Origin of the sequence: Microbacterium luticocti DSM 19459 (assembly GCF_000422405.1) — a bacterium.
GTDB classification, from domain to species: Bacteria; Actinomycetota; Actinomycetes; order Actinomycetales; family Microbacteriaceae; genus Microbacterium; species Microbacterium luticocti.
This window is the reverse complement of record NZ_AULS01000007.1, coordinates 88,433-110,282: the sequence shown is the minus strand read 5'-3', so window position 1 is coordinate 110,282 and position 21,850 is coordinate 88,433. Positions and strand designations below refer to the sequence as shown.

Sequence of the window (21,850 nt, the reverse complement as noted above, 5' to 3'; positions counted from 1 at the left end):
CGATGACCCCCGGGACGGCCTGCGCTCAGGCCGGTTGCCGCTCCGGTACGCCTGCGCGCACGCGCTCGGCGGCGGCCACGAGGTTCGTCAGGGCCGCGACGGTCTCGGGGTACGCACGGGTCTTCAGACCGCAGTCCGGGTTCACCCACACCCGCTGCAGCGGCAGCTCGGCGACGGCCCGCTCCAGCAACTCGACGATCTCATCGACGGCCGGCACACGGGGCGAGTGGATGTCGTACACCCCGGGCCCGATCCCCGCGGCGAACCCGGATGCCGCGATGTCGCCGATCACCTCACCCCGACTGCGCGCGGCCTCGATCGAGGTGACGTCGGCGTCCAGGGCGGCGATCGCGTCGATGACCACACCGAACTCCGAATAGCACAGGTGCGTGTGCACCTGGGTGGCGGCATCCGCCCCCGCCGTCGCCAGCCGGAACGACCGCACCGACCAGTCCAGGTAGGCCGGCTGGTCGGCCTTCTTCAGCGGCAGCAGCTCGCGCAGCGCGGGCTCGTCGACCTGGATGATGCGGATGCCCGCGTCCTGCAGGTCGGCGATCTCGTCGCGCAGCGCCAGCGCCACCTGATCGGCGGTCGCCGCCAGCGGCTGGTCGTCGCGCACGAACGACCACGCCAGGATCGTGACCGGGCCGGTGAGCATCCCCTTGACCGGCTTGTCGCTGAGCGACTGAGCGAACTGCGACCAGCGCACCGTGATCGGCGCCGGGCGCGACACGTCTCCCCACAGGATCGACGGCCGCGTGGCGCGGGTGCCGTACGACTGCACCCAGCCGTTACGGGTCACCGCGAACCCGTCCAGGTTCTCGGCGAAGTACTGCACCATGTCGTTGCGCTCGGGCTCACCGTGCACCAGCACGTCGAGACCGAGCTCCTCCTGCAGGCCGATCACCGAGGTGATCTCGCGTCGCAGCACGTCTTCATACTCGGCCGTCGACAGCTCACCGCGCTCGTGTGCGGCGCGGGCGCGACGGATGTCGCCGGTCTGCGGGAACGAGCCGATCGTCGTGGTCGGCAGCAGCGGCAGCCCGAGCGAGGACTGCGCGGCGTCGCGCTGAACGCGGGGCGCACGGGCGACGTCGTCATCGGTCAGTGCGGCCGCCCGCACCCGGACGGCGCCGTCGTGCACCCCCACGGCGGCGGCGCGGTCGGCGAGCGCGGCGCTCGCGGCGGCGAGGTCGGCCTCGATCTGCTCGCGGCCGGCGGTGCGGCCGCGGGCGAGCGTGGCAACCTGGCCGACCTTCTGGTCGGCGAAAGCGAGCCACGAGCTCAGCCGCGGGTCGAGGTCGGGCTCGTCGGCGACGTCGTGGGGCACGTGCTGCAGCGACGTGGAGGTGCCGACCGCGACGGATGCCGCCCCCAGCGCGTCGACCTGCTGCAACACCGTCCACGCCCGTTCCAGGTCGCCACGCCAGATGTTGCGGCCCTCGACGACACCGGCCACGACCGTCTTGGACGCCAGGCCGGGCACCGCCTCGGGCACGCCGCCACGGGTCACGTCGATCGCGATGGCCTCGATCGGTGCGGCAGCCAGGGCCCGCCAGCTGTCGGCGCTCAGTTGCGCGTATCCGGCGGCGACGACGATGCGCGGGCGCTTGGCCGCGGCGCCGAGCACGGCGTACGCGTGCGCTGCGGCAGCGGCCAGCTCGGCCGGGTCGGCGTCGAGCGTCTCGCTCACCAGGGCCGGTTCGTCCAGCTGCACCCATTCGGCACCGGCCTCGCGCAGCTGCGCGAGCAGGGCGGCGTACACCGGCAGCACGTCGTCCAACCGCGACAGGGGCGAGAACCCCGCCGGGGCGCCGTCGGCGGGTTTGGCCAGGGCCAGCAGGGTGACCGGTCCGACCAGCACCGGTCGGGTGGTGACGCCGTCCGCGCGCGCCTCGGCGAACAGGGCGACGAGCCGTTCGCCCGACGGGGCGAACGCGGTGTCGGGCCCGATCTCGGGCACGAGGTAGTGGTAGTTCGTGTCGAACCACTTCGTCATCTCCAGCGGCGCATGCTCGCTGTCACCGCGGGCGGCGGCGAACAGGGCGCGCAGGCCGATCGAACCGTCCGCCTCGCGCAGGTCGGCGAACCGCTCGGGCAGGGCGCCGACGGCCAGTGCGGCATCGAGCACCTGGTCGTAGTACGAGAAGGTCTCGGGGATGGACGAGTCGTCACGGCCGAGTCCGATCTCGACGAGCCGCTCACGGGTGGCGCGGCGCAGGTCTTCGGCGGCCCGCTCGAGCCCGGCCTGGTCGAGCCGGCCCGCCCAGTACGCTTCGACGGCGCGCTTGAGCTCACGGCGGCGGCCGATGCGGGGGTAGCCGAGGATGGTCCCGGCGGGGAATGCGGTCATCGTGTTGTCTCCTTCTGGGTGTTCCGGATGGCGGTGGGGATCCCGGCCTCGCGCAGCACGGCGAGGACGGTCTCGTGGCTGTTGAACGCGTACAGGTGCACACCGGGGGCGCCGCCGGCGACCACCTCGGCGGCCAGGCGTGCCGCGTACTCGACGCCGATCGCACGCTGCCGGTGCGGGTCGGGTTCGATCTGCAGGGCGATGGACAGCTCGGCGGGCACCTCGTGCCCGGTCAGCTGCAGCACCCGCGCGAGGCGGGCGGGCGAGGTCACCGGCATGATGCCCGGCAGGATCGGGATGCGCACCCCGGCAGCCCGACACCGGTCGACGAAGGCCAGATAGTCGTCGGCGTGGAAAAACAGCTGCGTGATCGCGAAGGTGGCGCCGGCGGCCTGCTTGGCCAGCAGCGCATCGATGTGCTGGCGGGGATGGCGCGAGCGCGGGTGGCCGTGCGGGAACGCCGCGACCGCGATCTCGACCCGCTGCCCGGGCACCACCCGCGCCGCGCCCGGAAGCCCGCGGATCCCGGCTTCGGCGTACGCCGCGCGTTCGGCCTGCACCCGGTCGATCAGCTGCACCAGCTGCGCGGCGCTCTCGAGGTCGCCGAGGAACGGGTCGCCCTCGCGGGCGCCGGCCGGCGGGTCACCCCGCAGAGCGAGAAAGCTCCGGATGCCGGCATCCAGGAACTCGCGGATCAGCGCCGCCGCACCCGCGTAGGTGTTGCCCACGCAGGTCAAGTGCGCCAGCGGTTCGACGCCGGTGTGCGCCCGCAGGTGCCGCAGCACCTCGAGCGAGCGGCCACCACTGGATCCGCCGGCGCCGTAGGTGACCGAGATGAACCGCGGCCCGGCCTCGGCGAGCCGGGCGAGGGTGGCGTGCAACGCGGTGGTCGAGGCCGCGGTCCGCGGCGGGTACACCTCGAAGGAGAAGGGCACGGTCGGTGACGCGTGCCGCAGGTCGTCGGCGAGGGTCATGGGGCGCTTCCTGGTCGGTGGGCATGTGCGACAGCAGCCGGGCGGCCGCGGCCGCGCGCGAACGCGCGGTGGGTGCGGGCGGGTGCCGGGCTCGGCTGTCGCTCCTGCCCGGGACGCCCGGGCGACGATGCGTCCACGCTAGAGGCATCCCGCGCCCGGGTCACATGGTGTGACGCAGTGTTGCACGAGGCATCCGCCGCGGCCCGGCACCCGGACCGGGCTCGTCGCACCGGCTACCGTGGGAGCATGTCGCGCACGCGTGAGTACGGCACCTGGCCCTCCCCGATCAGTCCGCAGCTGGCCGCCTCGTCGGCACCGCGCATCGACGGCGCGCGGTTCGTCGGCGACGACGTGTGGTGGGGCGAGTCGGTGCCCGCCGAGGGCGGCCGGATGACGGTGCGCTCACGCCGGCTCGGGACGCTGCTGCCCGCACCCTGGAGCGTCGGATCGCGCGTGCACGAGTACGGCGGCGGGGCGTGGACCGCGTCCGAGGACGGACGCCTGTTCTTCGTCGAACGCACCGACCAGCGGGTGTGGGAGTTCTCGCCCGGCGGTGCACCGCGCCCGCTGACCGAGCCCGACCGCGGCGAGCGGTTCGGCGGGCTGGACTGGCAGCACGGCCGGCTGCTGGCGGTGCGCGAGACGCACGCCGCGGAACGGGCGGTGCGACACGACATCGTCGAGATCGTCCCCGGCCACCGGCCCGCCGTGGTGCACCTGGCCGGCGGCAGCGACTTCGTCGCGCACCCCGCGCTGTCACCGGACGGCACCCGGCTGGCGTGGATCGGGTGGGACCACCCCGACATGCCCTGGGACCGCGCCCGGCTGCGGGTGGGGCGGATCGGCCCGGACGGGGTCGTCGACGCGGCCACGGTCGCCGGCGGTGCGAGCGCGCCGGTGCAGCCGACGTGGGTCGACCCGGACGCCCTGCTGTACGCCGACGATGTGACCGGGCGCTGGAACCTGTGGCGGGTCACGGTGTCGGCCGACCTTCCCACGCATCCGGTGGCGCCGGCGGACGCCGACACCGGCGGCGCGGTCTGGGTGCTCGGCACCCGGTGGTATCGGGTGCTGGCCGACGGCCGGATCGTCGCGGTGCGCACCAACGGCGGCGACGAACTGGTGGTCGTGGACGAGGCCACCGGCGTGACATCCGCCCTGGGCGTCGACGTGACCGCGAACGCGTCGGTCGCCGACGTGCGCGGCAGCCGGGTGCTGATCACCGGCTCCGGGATGCACAGCGCCGCCTCGGTGTGGCTGGTGGATGCCGACGACCCGGCACACGCCGAGCGCGTGGCCGGCGGCCCGCTGGGGTGGGATGCGGCGTGGACGCCGCAGCCGCGGGCGGTGACCTTCGACGGCCCGCACGGCCCGGTGCACGCGTTCGACTACCCTCCGACCGCCCCCGGGATCACCGGTCCCGAGGCAGACAAGCCCCCGTACCTCGTGTTCGTGCACGGCGGGCCGACCTCGCACACCGCGCCCGCGGCATCCGCCAAGATCGCGTTCTTCACCAGCCGCGGCATCGGGGTGCTCGACGTGAACTACGGCGGGTCGACCGGCTACGGCCGCGCCTACCGTGAGCGGCTGCGCGGGCAGTGGGGCGTCGTCGACGTGGCCGACGTGGCCGCCGCCGCGACGGGGCTCGCCGCGGCCGGGCGGGCGGATGCGGGCCGCCTGGCGATCGAGGGCGGATCGGCCGGCGGGTGGACCGTGCTGGCCGCGCTGACCGACACGGACGTGTTCGCGGCCGGCATCTCACGCTACGGTGTCGGCGACGCGCGGGCGCTGGCCGAAGACACGCACGATTTCGAGTCGCGCTACCTGGACGGGTTGATCGGCCCGCTGCCGCAAGCTGAGCAGCTGTACCGCCGGCGGTCGCCGCTGTCGCGGCCGGAGCGGTTCCGGGTGCCGGTGCTGCTGCTGCAGGGTGAGGACGACCCGGTCGTCCCGCCCGCACAGGCCGAGGCCATCCGGGCGGCACTGGCGGCCCGCGGCATCCCGCACGCCCTGGTGATGTACCCGGGCGAATCGCACGGGTTCCGCCGACCCGACACCGTCGCCGACGTGCTCGAGAAGGAACTGGCGTTCCTGGGCGCGGTGTTCGGGTTCGCCCCCGACGGCATCGCCCCGTTGGCGCTGGACTAACCGGCGGCGTAGTCGGCCAGCTGCGCCGCGAGCTGCGCGCCCACGCGTGCGTGCAGCAGGGTGCCGCCGGGCTCATGGCTCTGGGCGAGGATGATCCCGGTGGAGTGCACGGCCGACACCAGGTCGCCGCGGTCGTACGGCACGAGCGCGGTGACCTCGACCTCGGGCTGGGGCAGCGCACCCTCGATCCGGGCCCGCAGCGCATCGATGCCCTCGCCGGTGCGGCTGGAGACGAACAGCGCCGCAGGTTCGAGGCCCTGCAGCACCAGGCGGGTGTCGCCTGAGACCAGATCGGCCTTGTTGAACACGACGATCTCGGGGATGTCGCGCCCGCCCACGTCGCCGATCACGTCGCGCACGGTGGCCAGCTGCGCGGCCGGGTCGGGGTGGGCGGCATCGACCACGTGCACGATGACGTCGGCGTCGGCCACCTCTTCGAGGGTGGACCGGAACGCCTCGACGAGCTGGTGCGGCAGGTTGCGCACGAACCCGACGGTGTCGGTCAGCGTGTAGACGCGGCCGTCGGCGGTTTCGGCCCGGCGCACCGTGGCGTCCAGCGTGGCGAACAGCGCGTTCTCCACCAGGACGCCGGCGCTGGTGAGCCGGTTGAGCAGGCTCGACTTGCCGGCGTTGGTGTATCCGGCGATCGCCACCGACGGCACGGTGTGCCGTCGACGCTCGGCCCGCTTGGCCGCGCGGGCCGGGGCGAAGTCCTTGATCTGACGGCGCAGCTGCGCCATGCGGGTGCGGATGCGGCGCCGGTCGAGCTCGATCTTGGTCTCACCGGGCCCACGCGAGCCCATGCCGGCACCGCCGGCGCCGACCTGACCGCCGGCCTGCCGGCTCATCGAGTCGCCCCAGCCACGCAGGCGCGGCAACAGGTATTCGAGCTGCGCGAGTTCGACCTGCGCCTTGCCCTCGCGGCTCTTGGCGTGCTGGCTGAAGATGTCGAGGATGACGGTGGTGCGGTCGATGACCTTCACCTTGACGACATCCTCGAGGGCGCGCCGCTGGCTGGGGGCGAGCTCGGTGTCGGCGATCACGGTGTCGGCGCCGACGGCGGCGACGATGTCGCGCAGCTGCTCGGCCTTGCCCCGGCCCACATAGGTCGCCGGGTCGGGGTGCGGCCGGCGCTGCAGCACGCCGTCGAGCACGACGGCACCGGCGGTCTCGGCGAGCGCGGCCAGTTCGCGCAGCGAGTTCTCGGCCTCGTCCTGCTGTCCCTGCGGGTGCACGCCGACCAGCACGACGTTCTCGAGCCGCAACTGGCGGTACTCGACCTCGGTGACGTCTTCGAGCTCGGTGGACAGGCCCGCCACCCGGCGCAGCGCGGCGCGTTCCTCACGGTCCCACTGGTCGCCGTCGTACGCGGCCCGTTCGGCATCCGCGTCCTGTGCGGTCGCGGCATCCTGCAGCGCCTGCGCCGCGCCGAACACGCGCACGCCGGAGCGCGACTCGGCGTGCGCCAGCACGCGGTCGACCGGGTCCACGGTCTCGTCGCCGGTCTCATCCATCCGCACAACTCTAGTCTGGGTCACGCCTTCTCCTTCCGCTACGCTGAACCCTCATGGGCAGCGACCACTACTTCAGCGCGTCTCCTGCCAGTGCCGAGAACCTCCGCACCGTCCGGGTGCGCCTGGCCGGACGCGAGCTCGAGGTCACGACGGCCGCGGGGGTGTTCAGCCCGGACCGGGTGGATGCCGGGACGGCGGTGCTGCTGGCGAACACGCCTCCCCCGCCGCCGGGCGGCGACATCCTCGACCTGGGTTGTGGCTGGGGGCCGATCGCGCTGAGCGTCGCACTGGACGCGCCGCATGCCCGGGTGTGGGCGGTGGACGTGAACGAACGGGCGCTGGACCTGGTGCGGAAAAACGCTACCGCGCTGGGGCTCGACAACGTCAACGCGGTGACGCCGGACGATGTTCCCGACGACATCGCGTTCCGCACGATCCGGTCGAACCCGCCGATCCGTGTGGGCAAGCACGAGCTGCACGGGATGCTTCAGCGTTGGATCCCGCGGCTGGACGAGCGCAGCGACGCCTGGCTCGTGGTGCAGCGCAATCTCGGCTCGGACTCGCTGCAGCGGTGGATGGCGGCGAGCTTCGGGCACGGATACAGCGTGCACCGCGCCGCGACCGGTCGCGGCTACCGGGTGCTCAAGGTGCGCCGGCACGGCACGCCGATGACCGAGCCGATCGAGCTGCCGTGACGGGACGGTCCGAGCCTCACGCGAGCGTGATCTGACCGCTGAACACCAGCGTCGCCGGTCCTGACAGCAGCACGTGGCCGTCGACCATGCGCACCCCCAGCGTGCCGCCGGGCACGTCGACGCGCCACCGGTCGGGCGCTGCGGCACCGGCCCATTCGCGCACGGCGAGCGCGGTGGCCGCGACGCCGGTGCCGCAGCTGAGGGTCTCGCCGACGCCGCGTTCGAACACGCGCATGCGCACCCGACCGACGCCGTCGACCACGAGCGGGTCTGCCGGCACCGTGAACTCGACGTTCGCGCCCGCCGCCGGCACCGGGTCGAGCACGGGCACGGCGGTCAGGTCGAGCCCGGCCAACTCGTCCTCGGCGGGCAACGCCACCACGACGTGCGGGTTGCCGACGTCGACGCGAAGGCCCGGCCGGGCGACGCCCAGCCCGCGGGCGCGCACGAGCACTTCACCCGGCTCGATGCGGTAGGCCCCCAGGTCGACCTCGTAACCGAGGTCGCTGCGGGTCACCCGCAGCGACCCGTTGCGGGTGCCGATGAGGATGCCGTGCTCGTCCAGGTCGGCCAGTTGGGACTGCAGCAGGTAGTGCAGGTAGACGCGGATGCCGTTGCCGCACATCTCGGCGACCGAGCCGTCGGCATTGCGGTAGTCCATGAACCACTCCGCGCCACCCGCCGCGGCATCCGCCCCGTCGTCGACCGCGACGCTGCGCACCACACGCAGCAGGCCGTCGGCGCCGATGCCGAACCGGCGGTCGCACAGCGCGGCGACCTGGTCGGCGCTGAGGTCGAGGGCACCGTCGGGGTCGGTGACGATCACGAAGTCGTTGCCGGTGCCGTGGCCCTTGGTGAACGGGAGGGTGAGGCTCATCCCGTCCATCCTAGAGGCGGGGCACACCCGGCCCGCGGAGGGGCCGGATCGTGACGATCAGGGTGCCCAGTGCGCCAGGGCGGTGACATCCGCCCCCGGCAGACCCGCACCTGCGTCGACCCATCGCACGCCGGCGTACCGCGTGAACCAGGAGACCTGGCGGCGCGCATAGCGGCGGGTGAGGGCCTGGGTCTCGGCGACGGCGTCGGCTTCGGTCTTCTCGCCCTTCAGCTGGGCGAGCGCCTGTGCGTAGCCGATCGCACGAGCGGCCGTGGTGCCGCGCTCCAGCCCGGCCTCACGCAGCCGCGCGACCTCGTCGAGCAGCCCGTCGCGCCACATCCGCTCGACACGTGCGTCGAGCCGGCCGACCAGTTCGGCGCGGTCGAGTCGGGTGCCGATCAGGCGGGTGGCCGGATGCCACAGCATCGGCTGCGCGGGCAGGGCGGCGCCGTGCGTGGCTTGGCCCTGGGCGAGCACCTCGAGCGCCCGCACGATGCGGCGTCCGTTGCGTGGATCGATCCGGGCGGCCGTGGCCGGGTCGGCCCGCCGCAACCGGGCGTAGAGCACACCGGAGCCGTGCGCTGCCAGCTCGGCTTCGAGCCCGGCGCGCACGGCGGCGTCGCGCGGCGGGAACCGGAAGTCGTACAGCACGCTCGACACGTACAATCCGGAACCGCCGACGAGGATCGCATCGGCACCGCGGGCGTGGATGTCGGCGATGGCGCGGCGCGCGGCATCCTGATACCAGGCGACGGCCGCGTCGTCGGTGACCTCGAGGACGTCCAGCAGGTGATGGGGGATGCCGCGACGGTCGTGTGGGGGCAGCTTGGCGGTGCCGATGTCCATGCCGCGGTACAGCTGCATGGCGTCGGCGTTGACGATCTCGGCGGGCGTGCCCGACGCGGCGAGGGCCTCGGCGAGATCGAGCGAGAGGTCCGTCTTGCCGGTGCCGGTGGCGCCGACGACGGCCCACAGGCGTCGGGGCTCGGGGCGGGGTTTCCACCCGCTGCGCTCGCCCGATGGTCGGGGGCTGCGCGCGCGTGGCGGTCGGGGGCGGCTCACCGCTCTAGGGGCGCACGCCGATCGTGGGCATGCCCAGCGCGACCGTGCCGCCGGCACCGCCTGCGCCATGGGCGCCGGTGCTGCAGGACTCGGCCTGCGTGCGGTCCCACGCGTCTCCGGCGCGCGTGCGGCGGATGCGCAACGGCGCACCGTCGGGCGCATCGGCCAGCAGGTGGAACGGCGCGGCATGGGTGATCGTCACCGTCACCATGTCGCCGGGGCGGGGCATCTCAGAGCCGGCGGGCACCTCGAAGTGCACCAGGCGGTTGTCGGCGGCACGGCCGGTCAGCCGGTGGGTGGCGGCATCCTTCTTGCCCTCGCCGGTCGAGACGAGCACCTCGACCTCGCGGCCCAGTTGCTTCTCGTTCTCTTCCAGCGAGATGCGCTCCTGCAGGGCGATCAGCCGCTCGTAACGCTCCTGCACGACGTGCTTGGGCACCTGGTCGGCCATGGTCGCGGCCGGTGTGCCCTCGCGGATCGAGTACTGGAACGTGAACGCGCCGGCGAAGCGGGCTTGCTCGACCACTCGCAGGGTGTCTTCGAAGTCTTCGTCGGTCTCGCCGGGGAAGCCCACGATGATGTCGGTGGTGATCGCGGCGTCGGGCATCTTCGCGCGCACCCGGTCGAGGATGCCGAGGAACTTCGCGCTGCGGTACGAGCGGCGCATCGCCTTGAGCACGCGGTCGCTGCCGGACTGCAGCGGCATGTGCAGCTGCGGCATCACGGCCGGCGTCTCGGCCATCGCGTCGATGACGTCGTCGGTGAACATGGCCGGGTGCGGGCTGGTGAACCGCACCCGCTCCAGCCCGTCGATGCCGCCGGCGGCGCGCAGCAGCTTGGCGAACGCCTGCCGGTCGCCGAACTCGACACCGTACGAGTTGACGTTCTGGCCGAGCAGGGTCACCTCGATGGCGCCGTCGTCGACGAGCAGCCGGATCTCGCTGAGGATGTCGCCGGGCCGGCGGTCCTTCTCTTTGCCGCGCAGGCTCGGCACGATGCAGAACGTGCAGGTGTTGTTGCAGCCGACCGAGATCGACACCCAGCCGCTGTGGACGCTGTCGCGTTTGGTGGGCAGGGTCGACGGGAACACCTCGAGCGATTCGAGGATCTCGAGCTCGGCCTCGCCGTTGTGCCGGGCGCGTTCGAGCAGTCCCGGCAACGACCCCATGTTGTGGGTACCGAACACGACATCGACCCAGGGGGCCTTTTCGAGCACGGCCTGCTTGTCCATCTGGGCCAGGCACCCGCCCACGGCGATCTGCATGCCCTCATGCTTGTCTTTGCGGCTCTTCAGGTGGCCGAGGGTGCCGTACAGCTTGCCGGCGGCGTTGTCGCGCACCGCGCAGGTGTTGATGACGACGATGTCGGGCTCTTCGCCCTCGCCGGCCGGCACGTATCCGGCGCTTTCGAGCGACCCCGACAGCCGTTCGGAGTCATGCACGTTCATCTGGCAGCCGAACGTGCGCACCTCGTAGGTGCGGGCACGGCCGTCGGCGCCGTGGGCGGCGGGCGAGGGCGCGATGAGCGTGGGCTCGGAGGACGGCGAAGTCATGATCAGGCCATTCTACGAGGCGGCGGGCGAGAGAAGGCCGACCACGCTCAGAGCTCGTCGAGCGCCTGCCGTGCTGCGTCGAGCGCTGCCGAGCCGTAGCCGCGCCGGGTGAGCTGGCCGACCAGTCGTCGCAGCGCGACATCGCGCTCCAGTCCGTGCATGCTGCGTGCCTTGTGCCGGGCGAAATCCAGCGCCCGCTCGGCGTCGTCGTCGGGCATCTCGGCCAGGGCCGCGTCGATCACGTCCCGCGGGATGCCCCGGGTGGCCAGGGTCCGCGCGATCACCATACGGTCCTGGCCCTTGCGCTCGACGGCGCTGTGCACCAGCTGCTCGGCCAGTGCCCGATCGTCGAGGTACCCGCGGTGCACGAAGCGGCCGACGAGCGCGTCGGCGTCGGGCCCGGTCATCCCGTTCTCGACGAGCACGGCGCGCGCTTCGCGCACCGACAGCGACCGCGTACGCAGCTTCTTGAGCAGGCGTTGCTCGGCCGCACCGATCACCTCGGCTGCACCGGTCATCTCGGCTGCACCGGTCACCTCGGCCGTGCCGGTCCCGTCGGTGGCGGCATCCGGCCCGCCACCGGCGGACGCCGCCGGGTTCGTCGCATCATCCACCCATGTCGCGTGCCAGGCGGGTTGTGCGGGTTCCCCACCGAACAAAGGGATGACGGGGGCGAGTCGGTCCTGCTCGCCCCCGCGTCCTGCGGTCATGATCAGGCCGGCCGGCGCTGCGCCAGCTCGTCTTCGGCGACCGGTTCGACGGCCTTGGGCACGCCGATGCCGAGCTTGCCCTTGATCTTCGATTCGATCTCGGCAGCGACATCCGCGTTCTTGATGAGGAAGTTGCGGGCGTTCTCTTTGCCCTGACCGAGCTGCTCGCCGTCGTAGGTGTACCAGGCGCCGGACTTCTTGACGATGCCGTGCTCGACGCCGAAGTCGATGAGCGACCCCTCGCGCGAGATACCGACACCGTAGAGGATGTCGAACTCGGCCTGCTTGAACGGCGGCGCCATCTTGTTCTTGACGACCTTCACCCGGGTGCGGTTTCCGACCGCTTCGGTGCCGTCCTTCAGCGTCTCGATGCGACGGATGTCCAGCCGCACCGAGGCGTAGAACTTCAGCGCCTTGCCGCCGGCGGTGGTCTCGGGCGAGCCGAAGAACACGCCGATCTTCTCGCGCAGCTGGTTGATGAAGATGGCGGTGGTCTTGGTCTGGTTCAGGCCACCGGTGAGCTTGCGCAACGCCTGCGACATCAGTCGTGCCTGCAGACCCACGTGCGAGTCGCCCATCTCGCCCTCGATCTCGGCGCGGGGCACGAGGGCTGCCACCGAGTCGATGACGACCAGGTCGATCGCGCCCGAGCGGATCAGCATGTCGGCGATCTCGAGCGCCTGCTCGCCGGTGTCGGGCTGCGACACGAGCAGCTGGTCGATGTCGACGCCGAGCTTCTGGGCGTACTCGGGGTCGAGCGCGTGCTCGGCGTCGATGAAGGCGGCGATGCCGCCGGCGCGCTGCACGTTGGCGATCGCGTGCAGGGTCAGCGTCGTCTTACCCGACGACTCCGGCCCGTAGATCTCGATGATCCGGCCGCGCGGCAGGCCGCCGACGCCGAGGGCGACGTCGAGGGCGATGGAGCCGGTGGGGATGACCTCGACCGGGGCGCGCTCGTCGCTGCCCAGGCGCATCACCGATCCCTTCCCGAACTGGCGGTCGATCTGGGCGAGGGCCGATTCCAGGGCCTTCTCGCGGTCCGCGGGTGTGGGCATGATGTGCTCCTTCTGCACTCTGGCCGTTGGCGGTCGCTCCGCCGCGGGGTGTGTCCGTCGCCTGTAGGCTGTCGCGACCCGCACCGGGTGGTGCGGATGCTGCGACAAGGCGGAGGTGTCGTTCGACGCTGTCCACGGTACGAGTCGCCTCCGACATCCGTCGGCGCATCACCCGGATCTGTGGACGGTCGCCGCTGCGACCCCTGCTGTGCAGGAGCCTACGCTCATCTCGAACACACCTTCGACGACACGCCGCATCGCGGCGGCGGGTCAGCGGCGTCGCGTGAACGGCGGCGGGTCAGCGGCGTCGGGTCAGCGCCGTCTGGTCAGCGGCGGCGGGGTTCGAGCAGGCCGACGCCGTGCCGGCGCGCGAGCGGCACATCGGTCTCGGTGCACAGCGCCAGCCAGATCTCGCGCGGGTCGACGCCGTCGGCCAGCGCCTGATCGGCGGTGCGCCCGCCCAGCTGCGGAAGGGTCAGGTCATGGACGAGGGCCGCGCCGCGGCCGCCGAACTCGGCGGTCACGGCGCGGTGGAACTCACTGCGTCGCACGCGTCAGCGCAACGACAACTCGGGGCCGACCTCGGCCACGAGGTCGTCGGGGACCACGTCGGGGAAGGTCTGCAGGCCTTCGACCACCGACAGCCGGTCGCTCACCTCGCGCATGATCGTCGAGATGGGCACATCGAGGGCGTCGGCGACCGAGGCGAGGATCTCGCTGGAGGCCTCTTTCTGCCCGCGCTCCACCTCGCTGAGGTACCCGAGCGCGACGCTGGCGCGACCGGCGACCTGGCGCAGGGTGTGGCCCTTCTGCTGACGGAAGTCGCGAAGAACTTCCCCGATCTCTTGACGAACCAGGATCATTTTCGGGCCCTCCTCACCTGACGCTCTCGCTGTTTCCGGGTGCACAACAGTACAACACCCATGTCGGCCACACTAATCCCGTGCGCTGGGGAATGGCCCAGAATCGCCGCGCGCGACACACCGATGACACACAACCGAGACCGACGATGTTCCGGGCCGGTCACACCGCCTCCAGCGCCGCCTGCAGCGCCCGCCGCACTGCGGCATGACGGATGGCCGCCCGGTCGCCGTGAAGCCGGGTCGAGACCACTCGCGTACCCTCGGGGGTGCTCACCCCGATGTGCACCGTGCCCACCGGCTGCCCGTCGGCCGGGTCGGGTCCGGCCACACCGGTGGTCGACAGCCCCACCTCGGTGCGCTCTCCGGCCCGGGCCGTGGCGGTGCGGATGCCGTCGGCCATCTGCCGGGCGACCTCCGGGTGCACGGCGCCGTGCGCGGCGAGCAGGTCGGCGTCGACGCCGAGCAGGCTGTGCTTGAGGTCGGTGGCGTACGCGACCACCCCGCCGCGCACGCACGCGGATGCGCCGGGCACGTCGACGAGGGATGCCACCACCAGGCCGCCGGTCAGCGACTCGGCCACCCCGATCCGCCAGCCGCGGACGCCGAGCCGGCGCAGCAGCTCGACCGCCTCGCCGGAGCAGGTCACGGCCGCGCCGTGCGGCGGCCGCGCACCTCACTGACCGCGTAGTCGATGCCGCTGGCGACGGTGAGGATCACGGCGATCGTCATGGTGACCGCGTTCACCCACCAGATCCACTCCCCCGCCACGTGCCACAGCGGCAACAGCGCCAGCGAGAGCGCCACCGCCTGCGCGACGGTCTTGAGCTTGCCCATCCACGCGGCGGCGAGCACGTGATCGCTGACCACGGCGAACCGGTACACCGTGATGCCGATCTCACGCACCAGCACGACGATCGTGATCCACCAGGGAAGTTCGCCGAGGATCGACAGTCCCACGAACGCGCAGCCGGTGAGGGCCTTGTCGGCGACCGGGTCGAGGATCTTGCCCAGGTCGGTGACGATGTCGTTGCGGCGGGCGATCGCCCCATCGATCCCGTCGGTGGCGATCGCGACGATGAACAGCACCGCGGCCCACCAGCGCAGCGGCCCGTCCGCGCCGGCGTCGGCCAGCAGCATCCACAGGAACACCGGCGCGCACAGGATGCGCACGACGGTGATCGCGTTGGGCAGCTGGCGCGGGACGGTCACGGGTTCAGTATTCCAGGCGGGCGTCACTCGCGGCCGGTCAGGCCCCAGGCGTCCTCGTCACCGTCGGCGTCGACCTGCGGCATCCCCTCGAACTGTGCCTGAACCGGGTCGGCGCCGTACCGGTCCGTTGCGTCGGTCGCAGACGCCGCGGGCGCCGGCGGCTCTTCGCCGCGCAGCCGCGCGAGCACCTCGGGCAGCTGCTCGGGGGTGACCAGCACGTCGCGCGCCTTCGACCCCTCGGACGGGCCGACGATCTCGCGCGACTCGAGCAGATCCATGAGCCGGCCGGCCTTGGCGAACCCGACGCGCAGTTTGCGCTGCAGCATCGAGGTGGATCCGAACTGCGTCGACACGATCTGCTCGGCCGCGGCCAGCAGCAGTTCGAGGTCGTCTCCGATGTCGGCGTCGACCTCCTTGCGCGCAACGACCGCCTGCACGTCGGGACGGTACTCGGGGCGCGCCTGACCGGTGACATGCTTCACGACCTTCTCGATCTCGGGCTCGCTCACCCATGCGCCCTGCACCCGCAGTGGCTTCGAGGCCCCCATCGGCAGGAACAGCGCATCGCCTTGCCCGATCAGCCGGTCGGCGCCCGGCTGGTCGAGGATGACGCGCGAGTCGGTCACGCTCGTCACCGCGAACGCGAGCCGCGAGGGCACGTTCGCCTTGATCAGGCCGGTCACCACGTCGACCGAGGGCCGCTGCGTGGCGAGCACCAGATGGATGCCGCTGGCCCGCGCCAGCTGTGTGATGCGCACGATCGAGTCCTCGACGTCACGCGGCGCCACCATCATCAGGTCGGCGAGCTCGTCGACCACCACCAGCAGGTAGGGGTACGGCTTGAGCACACGTTCGCTGCCGGCGGGCAGGCGGATCTCGTCGGCGAGCACGGCCCTGTTGAAGTCGTCGATGTGGCGGAATCCGAACGACGCGAGGTCGTCGTACCGCATGTCCATCTCCTTGACGACCCACTGCAGCGCCTCGGCCGCCTTCTTCGGGTTCGTGATGATGGGCGTGATCAGGTGCGGCACGCCGGCGTAGCTGGTCAGCTCGACCCGCTTCGGGTCGATCAGCACCATGCGCACCTCGCTGGGCTTGGCACGCATCAGCAGGCTCGTGATCATCGAGTTCACGAAGCTCGACTTGCCCGACCCGGTGGAGCCGGCCACCAGCAGGTGGGGCATCTTCGCGAGGTTGGCGACGACGTAGCCGCCGCCCACGTCCTTGCCCACCCCGATCGTCATCGGGTGCGTCGAATTCGCGGCGGCCTGCGAGCGCAGCACGTCGCCGAGCGTGACGATCTCGCGATCGGTGTTCGGGATCTCGACGCCGATCGCACTCTTGCCGGGGATGGGGGCGAGGATGCGCACCTCGTTGGATGCCACGGCGTACGCGATGTTGTTGGTCAGCGCCGTGATCCGCTCGACCTTCACGCCCGGGCCGAGCTCGATCTCGTACTGGGTCACCGTCGGTCCGCGCGAGAAGCCGGTGACCTTCGCGTCGACCTTGAACTGCTGCAGCACACCGGTGATTGCGGCGACCACGCGGTCGTTCGCCTCGGAGCGGGTCTTGCCCGGTTCACCCGCTGCCAGCGCCTGCACCGAAGGCAACCGGTACGGAGCCGACGGCAGGTGCTCGCCGCTGCCGCCGATGCCGCTGAGCCCCGGCAGCGTGCCATCGTCGATCGGACCGGTGTCGCCGTCCTCGTGCAGACCGGTCGCCCCGCCGGCGCCCACCTGACGCTGCGCCCCGGCCAGCACGGCGGGGTCGATGATCTCGGTGACCGCGTCGGCCAGGGGCGGTTCGGGCAGCACGGTCGCCACCGACTGGTCGAACCCGCCGTGGTCGTCGCCACCCAGCAGTTCGGTGAGGTCGTCCGCACCGGTGCCGTCGTCGGGGTCCTTCTCCCGTCCGGTCTTGTTGCGCCGCCACCAGGGCAGCTTGTCGTCGCCGTCGTCGTCCGACGCCGGCAGCACGGCGGTCGGACCGGTCGAGCGCTCAGCGGCCTCGGGGGCGCGTTCGGCCCCGAACATCCACGCGTACAGATCGCCCAGGCGCCGGCCGATGCGGTTGGGCGGGGTGCGGGTGAGGATCAGCACCGACAGCACGGCCAGAAGACCCAGCACGACCGAGGCGCCGAACCGGGTGAGAGCGCTGAGCGGTTCACCGATCATCCAGCCGAACAGCCCGCCGGCGGCGCTGAGCTTGGGCATCCCCTCCGACGGGGCAGGTCGTCCCCCGAAGACGTGGCAGAAACCGGCGATCGACAGCACGAGCACCGCGAATCCGATGCCGATGCGGCCGTTGTCGTGCACCGACGGCGGATGCCGGAACAGCCAGCCTGCCAACAGCACCAGCAGCACCGGCAGGATGAAGGCCGTACGGCCCACCAGCAGGCCCACCGAGTACGCGCTGATCAACTCCGAGGCATCCGTGCCGATGAGGAACCACTCGACGACCGCGCCGGCGATCGCCAGCAGCACCAGCAGGAACGGAAAGCCGTCGCGGCGCTGGTCCTTCTCGAGGTCTTCGGGGCCGAACGCGCGGAACAGTCCCCCGACGGCATGGGCCATGCCCAGCCACATGCGCACGGGCACCGGGGGCTTCTCGGGCTCGCCGACGTAGCGCTTCGGAGCCGGCGCGGGCTTGCGGGCGCGCGACGACGAGGCCTTCGCGGGTGTGCGACTGCTCGTGCTGCTCCTGGGCATTGCTCCACGGTACCGCGCGGCACCGACTCTGCCGGGAAACGACGCGGGTTGTCGCTAAGCCTCGATCACCAACGGCACGATCATCGGGCGGCGACGCAGCGACTGGTTCACCCAGCGGCCGATGGTGCGGCGCACCACCTGCGACAGCGCGTGCGGGTCGCGCACCCCCGAGTGCGCCGCCTCGGCGAGCGCGGCGGCGATCTTGGGCTTGACGTCTTCGAACACGGCGGCGTCCTCGGCGAAGCCGCGGGCGTGCACCTCGGGCCCCGAGATGATCTTTCCGGTCGCCGAGTCGACCACCACGATCACCGAGATGAAGCCCTCTTCGCCGAGGATGCGGCGGTCCTTCAGGTCGGCGTCGGTGATCTCGCCGACGGTCGAGCCGTCGACGTACACGAAGCCGATGTCGAGCTGCCCTGCCACCCGGGCGACGCCGTCCCGCAGGTCGACGACGGTACCGTTCTCACCGAGGATGGTGCGCTCGGCGGGAACGCCGGTGTCCTGCGCGAGCTGCGCGTTCGCGCGCAGGTGCCGGTGCTCGCCGTGGATGGGCATGACGTTGCGCGGCTGCACGATGTTGTAGCAGTACAGCAGTTCGCCGGCGGCGGCGTGGCCCGACACGTGCACCTTGGCGTTGCCCTTGTGCACGACGGTCGCGCCGAGCTTGGTGAGCCCGTCGATGACCCGGTACACGGCGTTCTCGTTGCCGGGGATGAGGCTGGATGCCAGGATCACCGTGTCGCCGGGGCCCGGTTCGATCGCGTGGTCGAGGTTGGCCATGCGGCTGAGCACGGCCATCGGCTCACCCTGCGATCCGGTCGACATGTAGACGATGCGGTCGTCGGGCAGGTCCTTCGCCTTCTTGTAGTCGATGAGCACGCCCTCGGGCACGTGCAGGTACCCGAGCTGTTCGGCGATGGTCATGTTGCGCACCATGCTGCGGCCGAGGAACGCGACCCGGCGCCCGTGCGCGTGCGCGGCGTCGATGACCTGCTGCACCCGGTGCACGTGGCTCGAGAAGCTGGCGACGATCACCCGGCGCGGGGCCTTGCCGATCACCTGGTCGAGCACCGGGCCGATCGAGCGCTCCAGCGCGGTGAAGCCGGGCACGTCGGCGTTGGTGGAGTCGACCATGAACAGGTCGACGCCCTCTTCACCCAGCCGCGCGAAGGCGCGCAGATCGGTGAGCCGGCCGTCCAACGGCAGCTGGTCCATCTTGAAGTCGCCGGTGGCCAGCACCAGCCCCGCGGGGGTGCGGATCGCGACGGCCAGCGCATCGGGGATGGAGTGGTTCACCGAGACGAACTCGAGGTCGAACGGCCCCACCCGTTCGCGCTGCCCCTCGCTCACGGTGAGCGTGCAGGGCTTGATCCGGTGCTCTTTGAGCTTGGCCTCCACCAGCGCCAGGGTCAGTCCCGAGCCGATGAGCGGGATGTCGCCCTTGAGCTTGAGCAGGTACGGCACCGCACCGATGTGGTCCTCGTGACCGTGCGTGAGCACGACCGCGACGATGTCGTCGAGCCGGTCTCGGATCGGTTCGAAGTCGGGCAGGATCAGGTCGACGCCGGGCTGGTTCTCTTCGGGGAACAGCACCCCGCAGTCGACGACCAGCAGTTTGCCGTCGAACTCGAACACGGTCATGTTGCGCCCGACCTCGCCGAGCCCGCCCAACGGTACGATCCGCAGGGTGCCCGGCTGCAGCGGGGCGGGTGCGGCCACCTGGTCGGCGATCATCGGGTCGTCCCCGACACCTTGGGCAGCGCGCCGCCGGCGGCCGCATTCCGGTCGGGCCGGAAGTTCGAGAAGTCCGCGCCGTCCACGTCCGTCACCAGGGCCAGTTCGTCCTCGATCTTGGCGGCCTCCCACTCCTCCGGGCCCACCAGCGGCAGTCTCACCCGGGGGCTCGAGATGCGACCCAGGCCGTGCAGGATGTACTTCGCCGACACCGTGCCCGGCACGTGCGTCATCACCGCGCGCACCAGCGGCTCGAGCTTGCGGTGCGCGGCGGTCGCGGCGGCCAGGTCTCCCCGGTTGACCGCGTCGACGATCGTGCGGTACGGCTGGGCGGCGATGTTGGCGGTCACCCCGACAAGGCCGGTGGCGCCGATCGACAGGTGCGGCAGCACGTTGGCGTCGTCGCCCGAGAAGTACATCAGGTCGGTCTGGTTGAGCACCCGCGAGACCTCGCTGAAGTTCCCCTTGGCGTCTTTGACGGCCAGGATGTTCGGATGCTTGGCCAGCCGCAGGATGGTCTCGTACGCGATCGGCACGCCGGTGCGGCCCGGGATGTCGTACAGGATCACCGGCAGGTCGGCGGAGTCGGCGATGAGCCGGAAGTGGGTGAGGATGCCGGCCTGGGTGGGCTTGTTGTAGTACGGCGTGACGATCATGATGCCGTCGGCCCCGGCCTTCTCGCTGGCCTTGTACAGCTCGATGGCGTGCGCGGTCTCGTTCGACCCGCCGCCGGTGATGATCTTCGCCCGGCCGGCCGCGACATCCTTGCCCACCTCGACGAGCCGGATCTTCTCGGCGTCGGTGAGGGTGCTGGTCTCGCCGGTCGTGCCGGTGACGACGATGCCGTCGGCGCCGGCGACGATGACGTCGTCCATGTGCTTGGCGACGGCGGGCCAGTCCACTTCCCCGTCCGCCGTCATCGGCGTGACCAGGGCCACCAGTACCTGTCCGAAGGGATTGCCCGCATGCGTCATGGTTTCAGGTTATCCGTTCGCAGGGGGGCGTCGCGGCGCGATGTCGTCACCGCAGGTCCGGGCGCTCGTAGCGCAGGAACCGGTAGCGGATCCCGGTGCGCGATCTCTGCCAGCCGTGTGCCGGGTCGGCGGCGACGAGCCGCCGGCCGGTGACCACAGGCGCGACCGTGTCGCCGGTCACGTCGAGGTCGAGCTCGGTGACCTCGATCACGTCGGCGCGGTCGATGGTCGCGTCGAAGACCTCTCCCCCGCCGATCACCCAGATCACGTCCGGGCCGTCCGCCCCCGCCAGTGCCAGCGCCTCGTCGACGGATGCCGCCCGCTCGGCGCCCTCGGCGGTCCAGGCGCCGTTCCGGGTGATCACGATGTTGCGCCGCCCGGGCAACGGGCGGAACCGGTCGGGGAACGACTCCCAGGTGCGCCGGCCCATCACCACGGGGTGGCCGAGCGTGAGCTGCTTGAAGTGCGCCAGATCCTCCGGCACGTGCCACGGCATCCCGCCGGCAGCGCCGATGACGCCGTCGCGGGCCTGCGCCCAGATCAGCCCGATCGTCATGCCGACCCGGCCGGCGTCAGACCGCGACCGCGGCGCGGATCGCCGGGTGGTGCCGGTAGTCCTCGACGACGAAATCGTCGTATTCGTAGTCGAAGATCGAGGCGGGCGTGCGCGCGAACCGCAGCGTCGGATACGGATACGGGTCGCGGCCCAGTTGCTCGCGCACCTGCTCGAGGTGGTTGTCGTAGATGTGGCAGTCGCCACCTGTCCAGACGAACTCGCCCGGCGCAAGACCGGTCTGCTGCGCGACCATGAGCGTGAGCAGCGCGTACGAGGCGATGTTGAACGGCACTCCCAGGAACAGATCCGCGCTGCGCTGATACAACTGGCACGACAGCCTGCCGTCGGCGACGTAGAACTGGAACAGCGTGTGGCAGGGGGCGAGCGCCATCTGCGGGATCTGCGCCACGTTCCACGCCGACACGATGAGCCGCCGCGAATCGGGGCTGGTGCGGATCTGCTCGATCAACTGCGCGATCTGGTCGATGTGCCCGCCGTCGGGCGTCGGCCACGACCGCCACTGCACGCCGTACACCGGTCCGAGCTCGCCGGCGTCGTCCGCCCACTCGTCCCAGATCGTGACGCCGTGCTCCCGCAGCCACCGCACGTTGGACTCGCCGCGCAGGAACCACAGCAACTCGTACGCGACCGATTTGAAATGCACCCGCTTCGTCGTGATCAGCGGGAACGAGTCGGCCAGGTCGAACCGGATCTGGCGGCCGAACACGCTCGTCGTGCCGGTTCCGGTGCGGTCGCTCTTGTGCGTGCCGCGCGCGAGCACGTCGCGCAGCAGGTCCTCGTACGGCGTGGGGATGCTCACACCCGAGAGGATACCGCCGACACACGCCGTCATCCTGGCCCCCGCC

Annotated in this window: 19 protein-coding genes; 2 read left to right on the top strand and 17 right to left on the bottom strand. The window is 71.6% G+C overall.

Going from position 1 to position 21,850, the window contains the following annotated elements; genetic code table 11:
* Positions 1 to 25: 25 nt before the first annotated feature.
* Together metE and H577_RS15850 are read right to left on the bottom strand one after the other, a co-directional pair.
* Entirely contained in the window at positions 26 to 2,353 is a 2,328-nt protein-coding gene (gene metE, locus H577_RS15855; RefSeq protein ID WP_036284385.1) for a 5-methyltetrahydropteroyltriglutamate--homocysteine S-methyltransferase, read from the bottom strand.
* On the bottom strand, positions 2,350 to 3,327 hold the full coding sequence (locus H577_RS15850) for a methylenetetrahydrofolate reductase (RefSeq protein WP_156876604.1): 978 nt from the start codon (positions 3,325 to 3,327) through the stop codon (positions 2,350 to 2,352). Before H577_RS15850 ends, metE begins: the two co-directional genes overlap by 4 nt.
* A 246-nt stretch (positions 3,328 to 3,573) precedes the next feature.
* Between H577_RS15850 and H577_RS0109285 the strand changes: the two genes are divergently transcribed.
* Positions 3,574 to 5,475, top strand: a complete 1,902-nt coding sequence (locus H577_RS0109285; RefSeq protein ID WP_029145732.1) for a prolyl oligopeptidase family serine peptidase — start codon at positions 3,574 to 3,576, stop codon at positions 5,473 to 5,475.
* Here H577_RS0109285 and hflX read toward each other — a convergent pair.
* Positions 5,472 to 6,989: a GTPase HflX gene (gene hflX / locus H577_RS0109280; protein WP_029145731.1), complete on the bottom strand. Its 1,518-nt coding sequence runs from the start codon at positions 6,987 to 6,989 to the stop codon at positions 5,472 to 5,474. The genes H577_RS0109285 and hflX overlap by 4 nt on opposite strands.
* A gap of 53 nt (positions 6,990 to 7,042) precedes the next feature.
* On the opposite strand from hflX, the gene H577_RS0109275 reads away from it, so the two are divergent.
* The gene (locus H577_RS0109275; RefSeq protein ID WP_029145730.1) at positions 7,043 to 7,684 is read left to right on the top strand and encodes a class I SAM-dependent methyltransferase; all 642 of its coding nucleotides are present in this window, start codon (positions 7,043 to 7,045) and stop codon (positions 7,682 to 7,684) included.
* A 16-nt stretch (positions 7,685 to 7,700) separates the two neighbouring features.
* Here H577_RS0109275 and dapF read toward each other — a convergent pair whose 3' ends face one another.
* The 14 genes from dapF to H577_RS0109205 all read right to left on the bottom strand — a co-directional run bounded on the left by dapF (position 7,701) and on the right by H577_RS0109205 (position 21,837).
* The gene (dapF, locus tag H577_RS0109270; RefSeq protein ID WP_029145729.1) at positions 7,701 to 8,561 is read right to left on the bottom strand and encodes a diaminopimelate epimerase; all 861 of its coding nucleotides are present in this window, start codon (positions 8,559 to 8,561) and stop codon (positions 7,701 to 7,703) included.
* 57 nt (positions 8,562 to 8,618) lie between these two features.
* Positions 8,619 to 9,536, bottom strand: a complete 918-nt coding sequence (miaA, locus tag H577_RS0109265; RefSeq protein WP_029145728.1) for a tRNA (adenosine(37)-N6)-dimethylallyltransferase MiaA — start codon at positions 9,534 to 9,536, stop codon at positions 8,619 to 8,621.
* A 91-nt stretch (positions 9,537 to 9,627) separates the two neighbouring features.
* Positions 9,628 to 11,175, bottom strand: a complete 1,548-nt coding sequence (gene miaB, locus H577_RS0109260; protein WP_029145727.1) for a tRNA (N6-isopentenyl adenosine(37)-C2)-methylthiotransferase MiaB — start codon at positions 11,173 to 11,175, stop codon at positions 9,628 to 9,630.
* Positions 11,176 to 11,222: 47 nt separating this feature from the next.
* Positions 11,223 to 11,789, bottom strand: a complete 567-nt coding sequence (locus tag H577_RS15845) for a regulatory protein RecX (RefSeq protein WP_245570374.1) — start codon at positions 11,787 to 11,789, stop codon at positions 11,223 to 11,225.
* Between the two features lie 98 nt (positions 11,790 to 11,887).
* Positions 11,888 to 12,940 (bottom strand): recombinase RecA, encoded by a 1,053-nt coding sequence (gene recA / locus H577_RS0109250; RefSeq protein ID WP_029145726.1) that lies wholly within the window; start codon positions 12,938 to 12,940, stop codon positions 11,888 to 11,890.
* Positions 12,941 to 13,266: 326 nt separating this feature from the next.
* On the bottom strand, positions 13,267 to 13,491 hold the full coding sequence (locus H577_RS0109245; protein WP_029145725.1) for a DUF3046 domain-containing protein: 225 nt from the start codon (positions 13,489 to 13,491) through the stop codon (positions 13,267 to 13,269).
* A 3-nt stretch (positions 13,492 to 13,494) separates the two neighbouring features.
* Positions 13,495 to 13,803: a helix-turn-helix domain-containing protein gene (locus H577_RS0109240; protein ID WP_029145724.1), complete on the bottom strand. Its 309-nt coding sequence runs from the start codon at positions 13,801 to 13,803 to the stop codon at positions 13,495 to 13,497.
* Positions 13,804 to 13,963: 160 nt separating this feature from the next.
* Complete coding sequence (locus H577_RS0109235) at positions 13,964 to 14,449, bottom strand: CinA family protein (protein ID WP_029145723.1); 486 nt, start codon at positions 14,447 to 14,449, stop codon at positions 13,964 to 13,966.
* Positions 14,446 to 15,012: a CDP-diacylglycerol--glycerol-3-phosphate 3-phosphatidyltransferase gene (gene pgsA / locus H577_RS0109230; protein WP_029145722.1), complete on the bottom strand. Its 567-nt coding sequence runs from the start codon at positions 15,010 to 15,012 to the stop codon at positions 14,446 to 14,448. Before pgsA ends, H577_RS0109235 begins: the two co-directional genes overlap by 4 nt.
* Positions 15,013 to 15,035: 23 nt before the next feature.
* A complete protein-coding gene (locus H577_RS0109225) occupies positions 15,036 to 17,720 on the bottom strand; it encodes an FtsK/SpoIIIE family DNA translocase (RefSeq protein WP_029145721.1) in 2,685 nt (894 codons plus the stop codon).
* 54 nt (positions 17,721 to 17,774) lie between these two features.
* A complete protein-coding gene (locus tag H577_RS0109220) occupies positions 17,775 to 19,454 on the bottom strand; it encodes a ribonuclease J (RefSeq protein WP_036284381.1) in 1,680 nt (559 codons plus the stop codon).
* Positions 19,451 to 20,428: a 4-hydroxy-tetrahydrodipicolinate synthase gene (gene dapA, locus H577_RS0109215; protein ID WP_029145719.1), complete on the bottom strand. Its 978-nt coding sequence runs from the start codon at positions 20,426 to 20,428 to the stop codon at positions 19,451 to 19,453. The genes H577_RS0109220 and dapA overlap by 4 nt, the downstream gene beginning before the upstream one ends.
* A gap of 46 nt (positions 20,429 to 20,474) precedes the next feature.
* Positions 20,475 to 20,984 carry a dihydrofolate reductase gene (locus tag H577_RS0109210; RefSeq protein WP_029145718.1) on the bottom strand — a complete coding sequence of 170 codons (510 nt, stop codon included), beginning with the start codon at positions 20,982 to 20,984 and terminating at the stop codon, positions 20,475 to 20,477.
* 16 nt (positions 20,985 to 21,000) lie between these two features.
* A complete protein-coding gene (locus H577_RS0109205) occupies positions 21,001 to 21,837 on the bottom strand; it encodes a thymidylate synthase (protein ID WP_051191908.1) in 837 nt (278 codons plus the stop codon).
* Positions 21,838 to 21,850 lie beyond the last annotated feature (13 nt).

Excerpts from the sequence above, each read along its gene's own strand:
- dapA (WP_029145719.1), bottom strand. The coding sequence starts at position 20,428 with ATGACGCATGCGGGCAATCCCTTCGGACAGGTACTGGTGGCCCTGGTC.
- dapF (WP_029145729.1), bottom strand. The coding sequence starts at position 8,561 with ATGAGCCTCACCCTCCCGTTCACCAAGGGCCACGGCACCGGCAACGAC.
- H577_RS0109285 (WP_029145732.1), top strand. The coding sequence starts at position 3,574 with ATGTCGCGCACGCGTGAGTACGGCACCTGGCCCTCCCCGATCAGTCCG.
- H577_RS0109210 (WP_029145718.1), bottom strand. The coding sequence starts at position 20,984 with ATGACGATCGGGCTGATCTGGGCGCAGGCCCGCGACGGCGTCATCGGC.
- H577_RS0109275 (WP_029145730.1), top strand. The coding sequence starts at position 7,043 with ATGGGCAGCGACCACTACTTCAGCGCGTCTCCTGCCAGTGCCGAGAAC.
- miaB (WP_029145727.1), bottom strand. The coding sequence starts at position 11,175 with ATGACTTCGCCGTCCTCCGAGCCCACGCTCATCGCGCCCTCGCCCGCC.
- H577_RS0109240 (WP_029145724.1), bottom strand. The coding sequence starts at position 13,803 with ATGATCCTGGTTCGTCAAGAGATCGGGGAAGTTCTTCGCGACTTCCGT.
- H577_RS15850 (WP_156876604.1), bottom strand. The coding sequence starts at position 3,327 with ATGACCCTCGCCGACGACCTGCGGCACGCGTCACCGACCGTGCCCTTC.
- hflX (WP_029145731.1), bottom strand. The coding sequence starts at position 6,989 with ATGGATGAGACCGGCGACGAGACCGTGGACCCGGTCGACCGCGTGCTG.
- H577_RS0109205 (WP_051191908.1), bottom strand. The coding sequence starts at position 21,837 with ATGACGGCGTGTGTCGGCGGTATCCTCTCGGGTGTGAGCATCCCCACG.
- metE (WP_036284385.1), bottom strand. The coding sequence starts at position 2,353 with ATGACCGCATTCCCCGCCGGGACCATCCTCGGCTACCCCCGCATCGGC.
- H577_RS0109220 (WP_036284381.1), bottom strand. The coding sequence starts at position 19,454 with ATGATCGCCGACCAGGTGGCCGCACCCGCCCCGCTGCAGCCGGGCACC.
- recA (WP_029145726.1), bottom strand. The coding sequence starts at position 12,940 with ATGCCCACACCCGCGGACCGCGAGAAGGCCCTGGAATCGGCCCTCGCC.
- H577_RS0109225 (WP_029145721.1), bottom strand. The coding sequence starts at position 17,720 with ATGCCCAGGAGCAGCACGAGCAGTCGCACACCCGCGAAGGCCTCGTCG.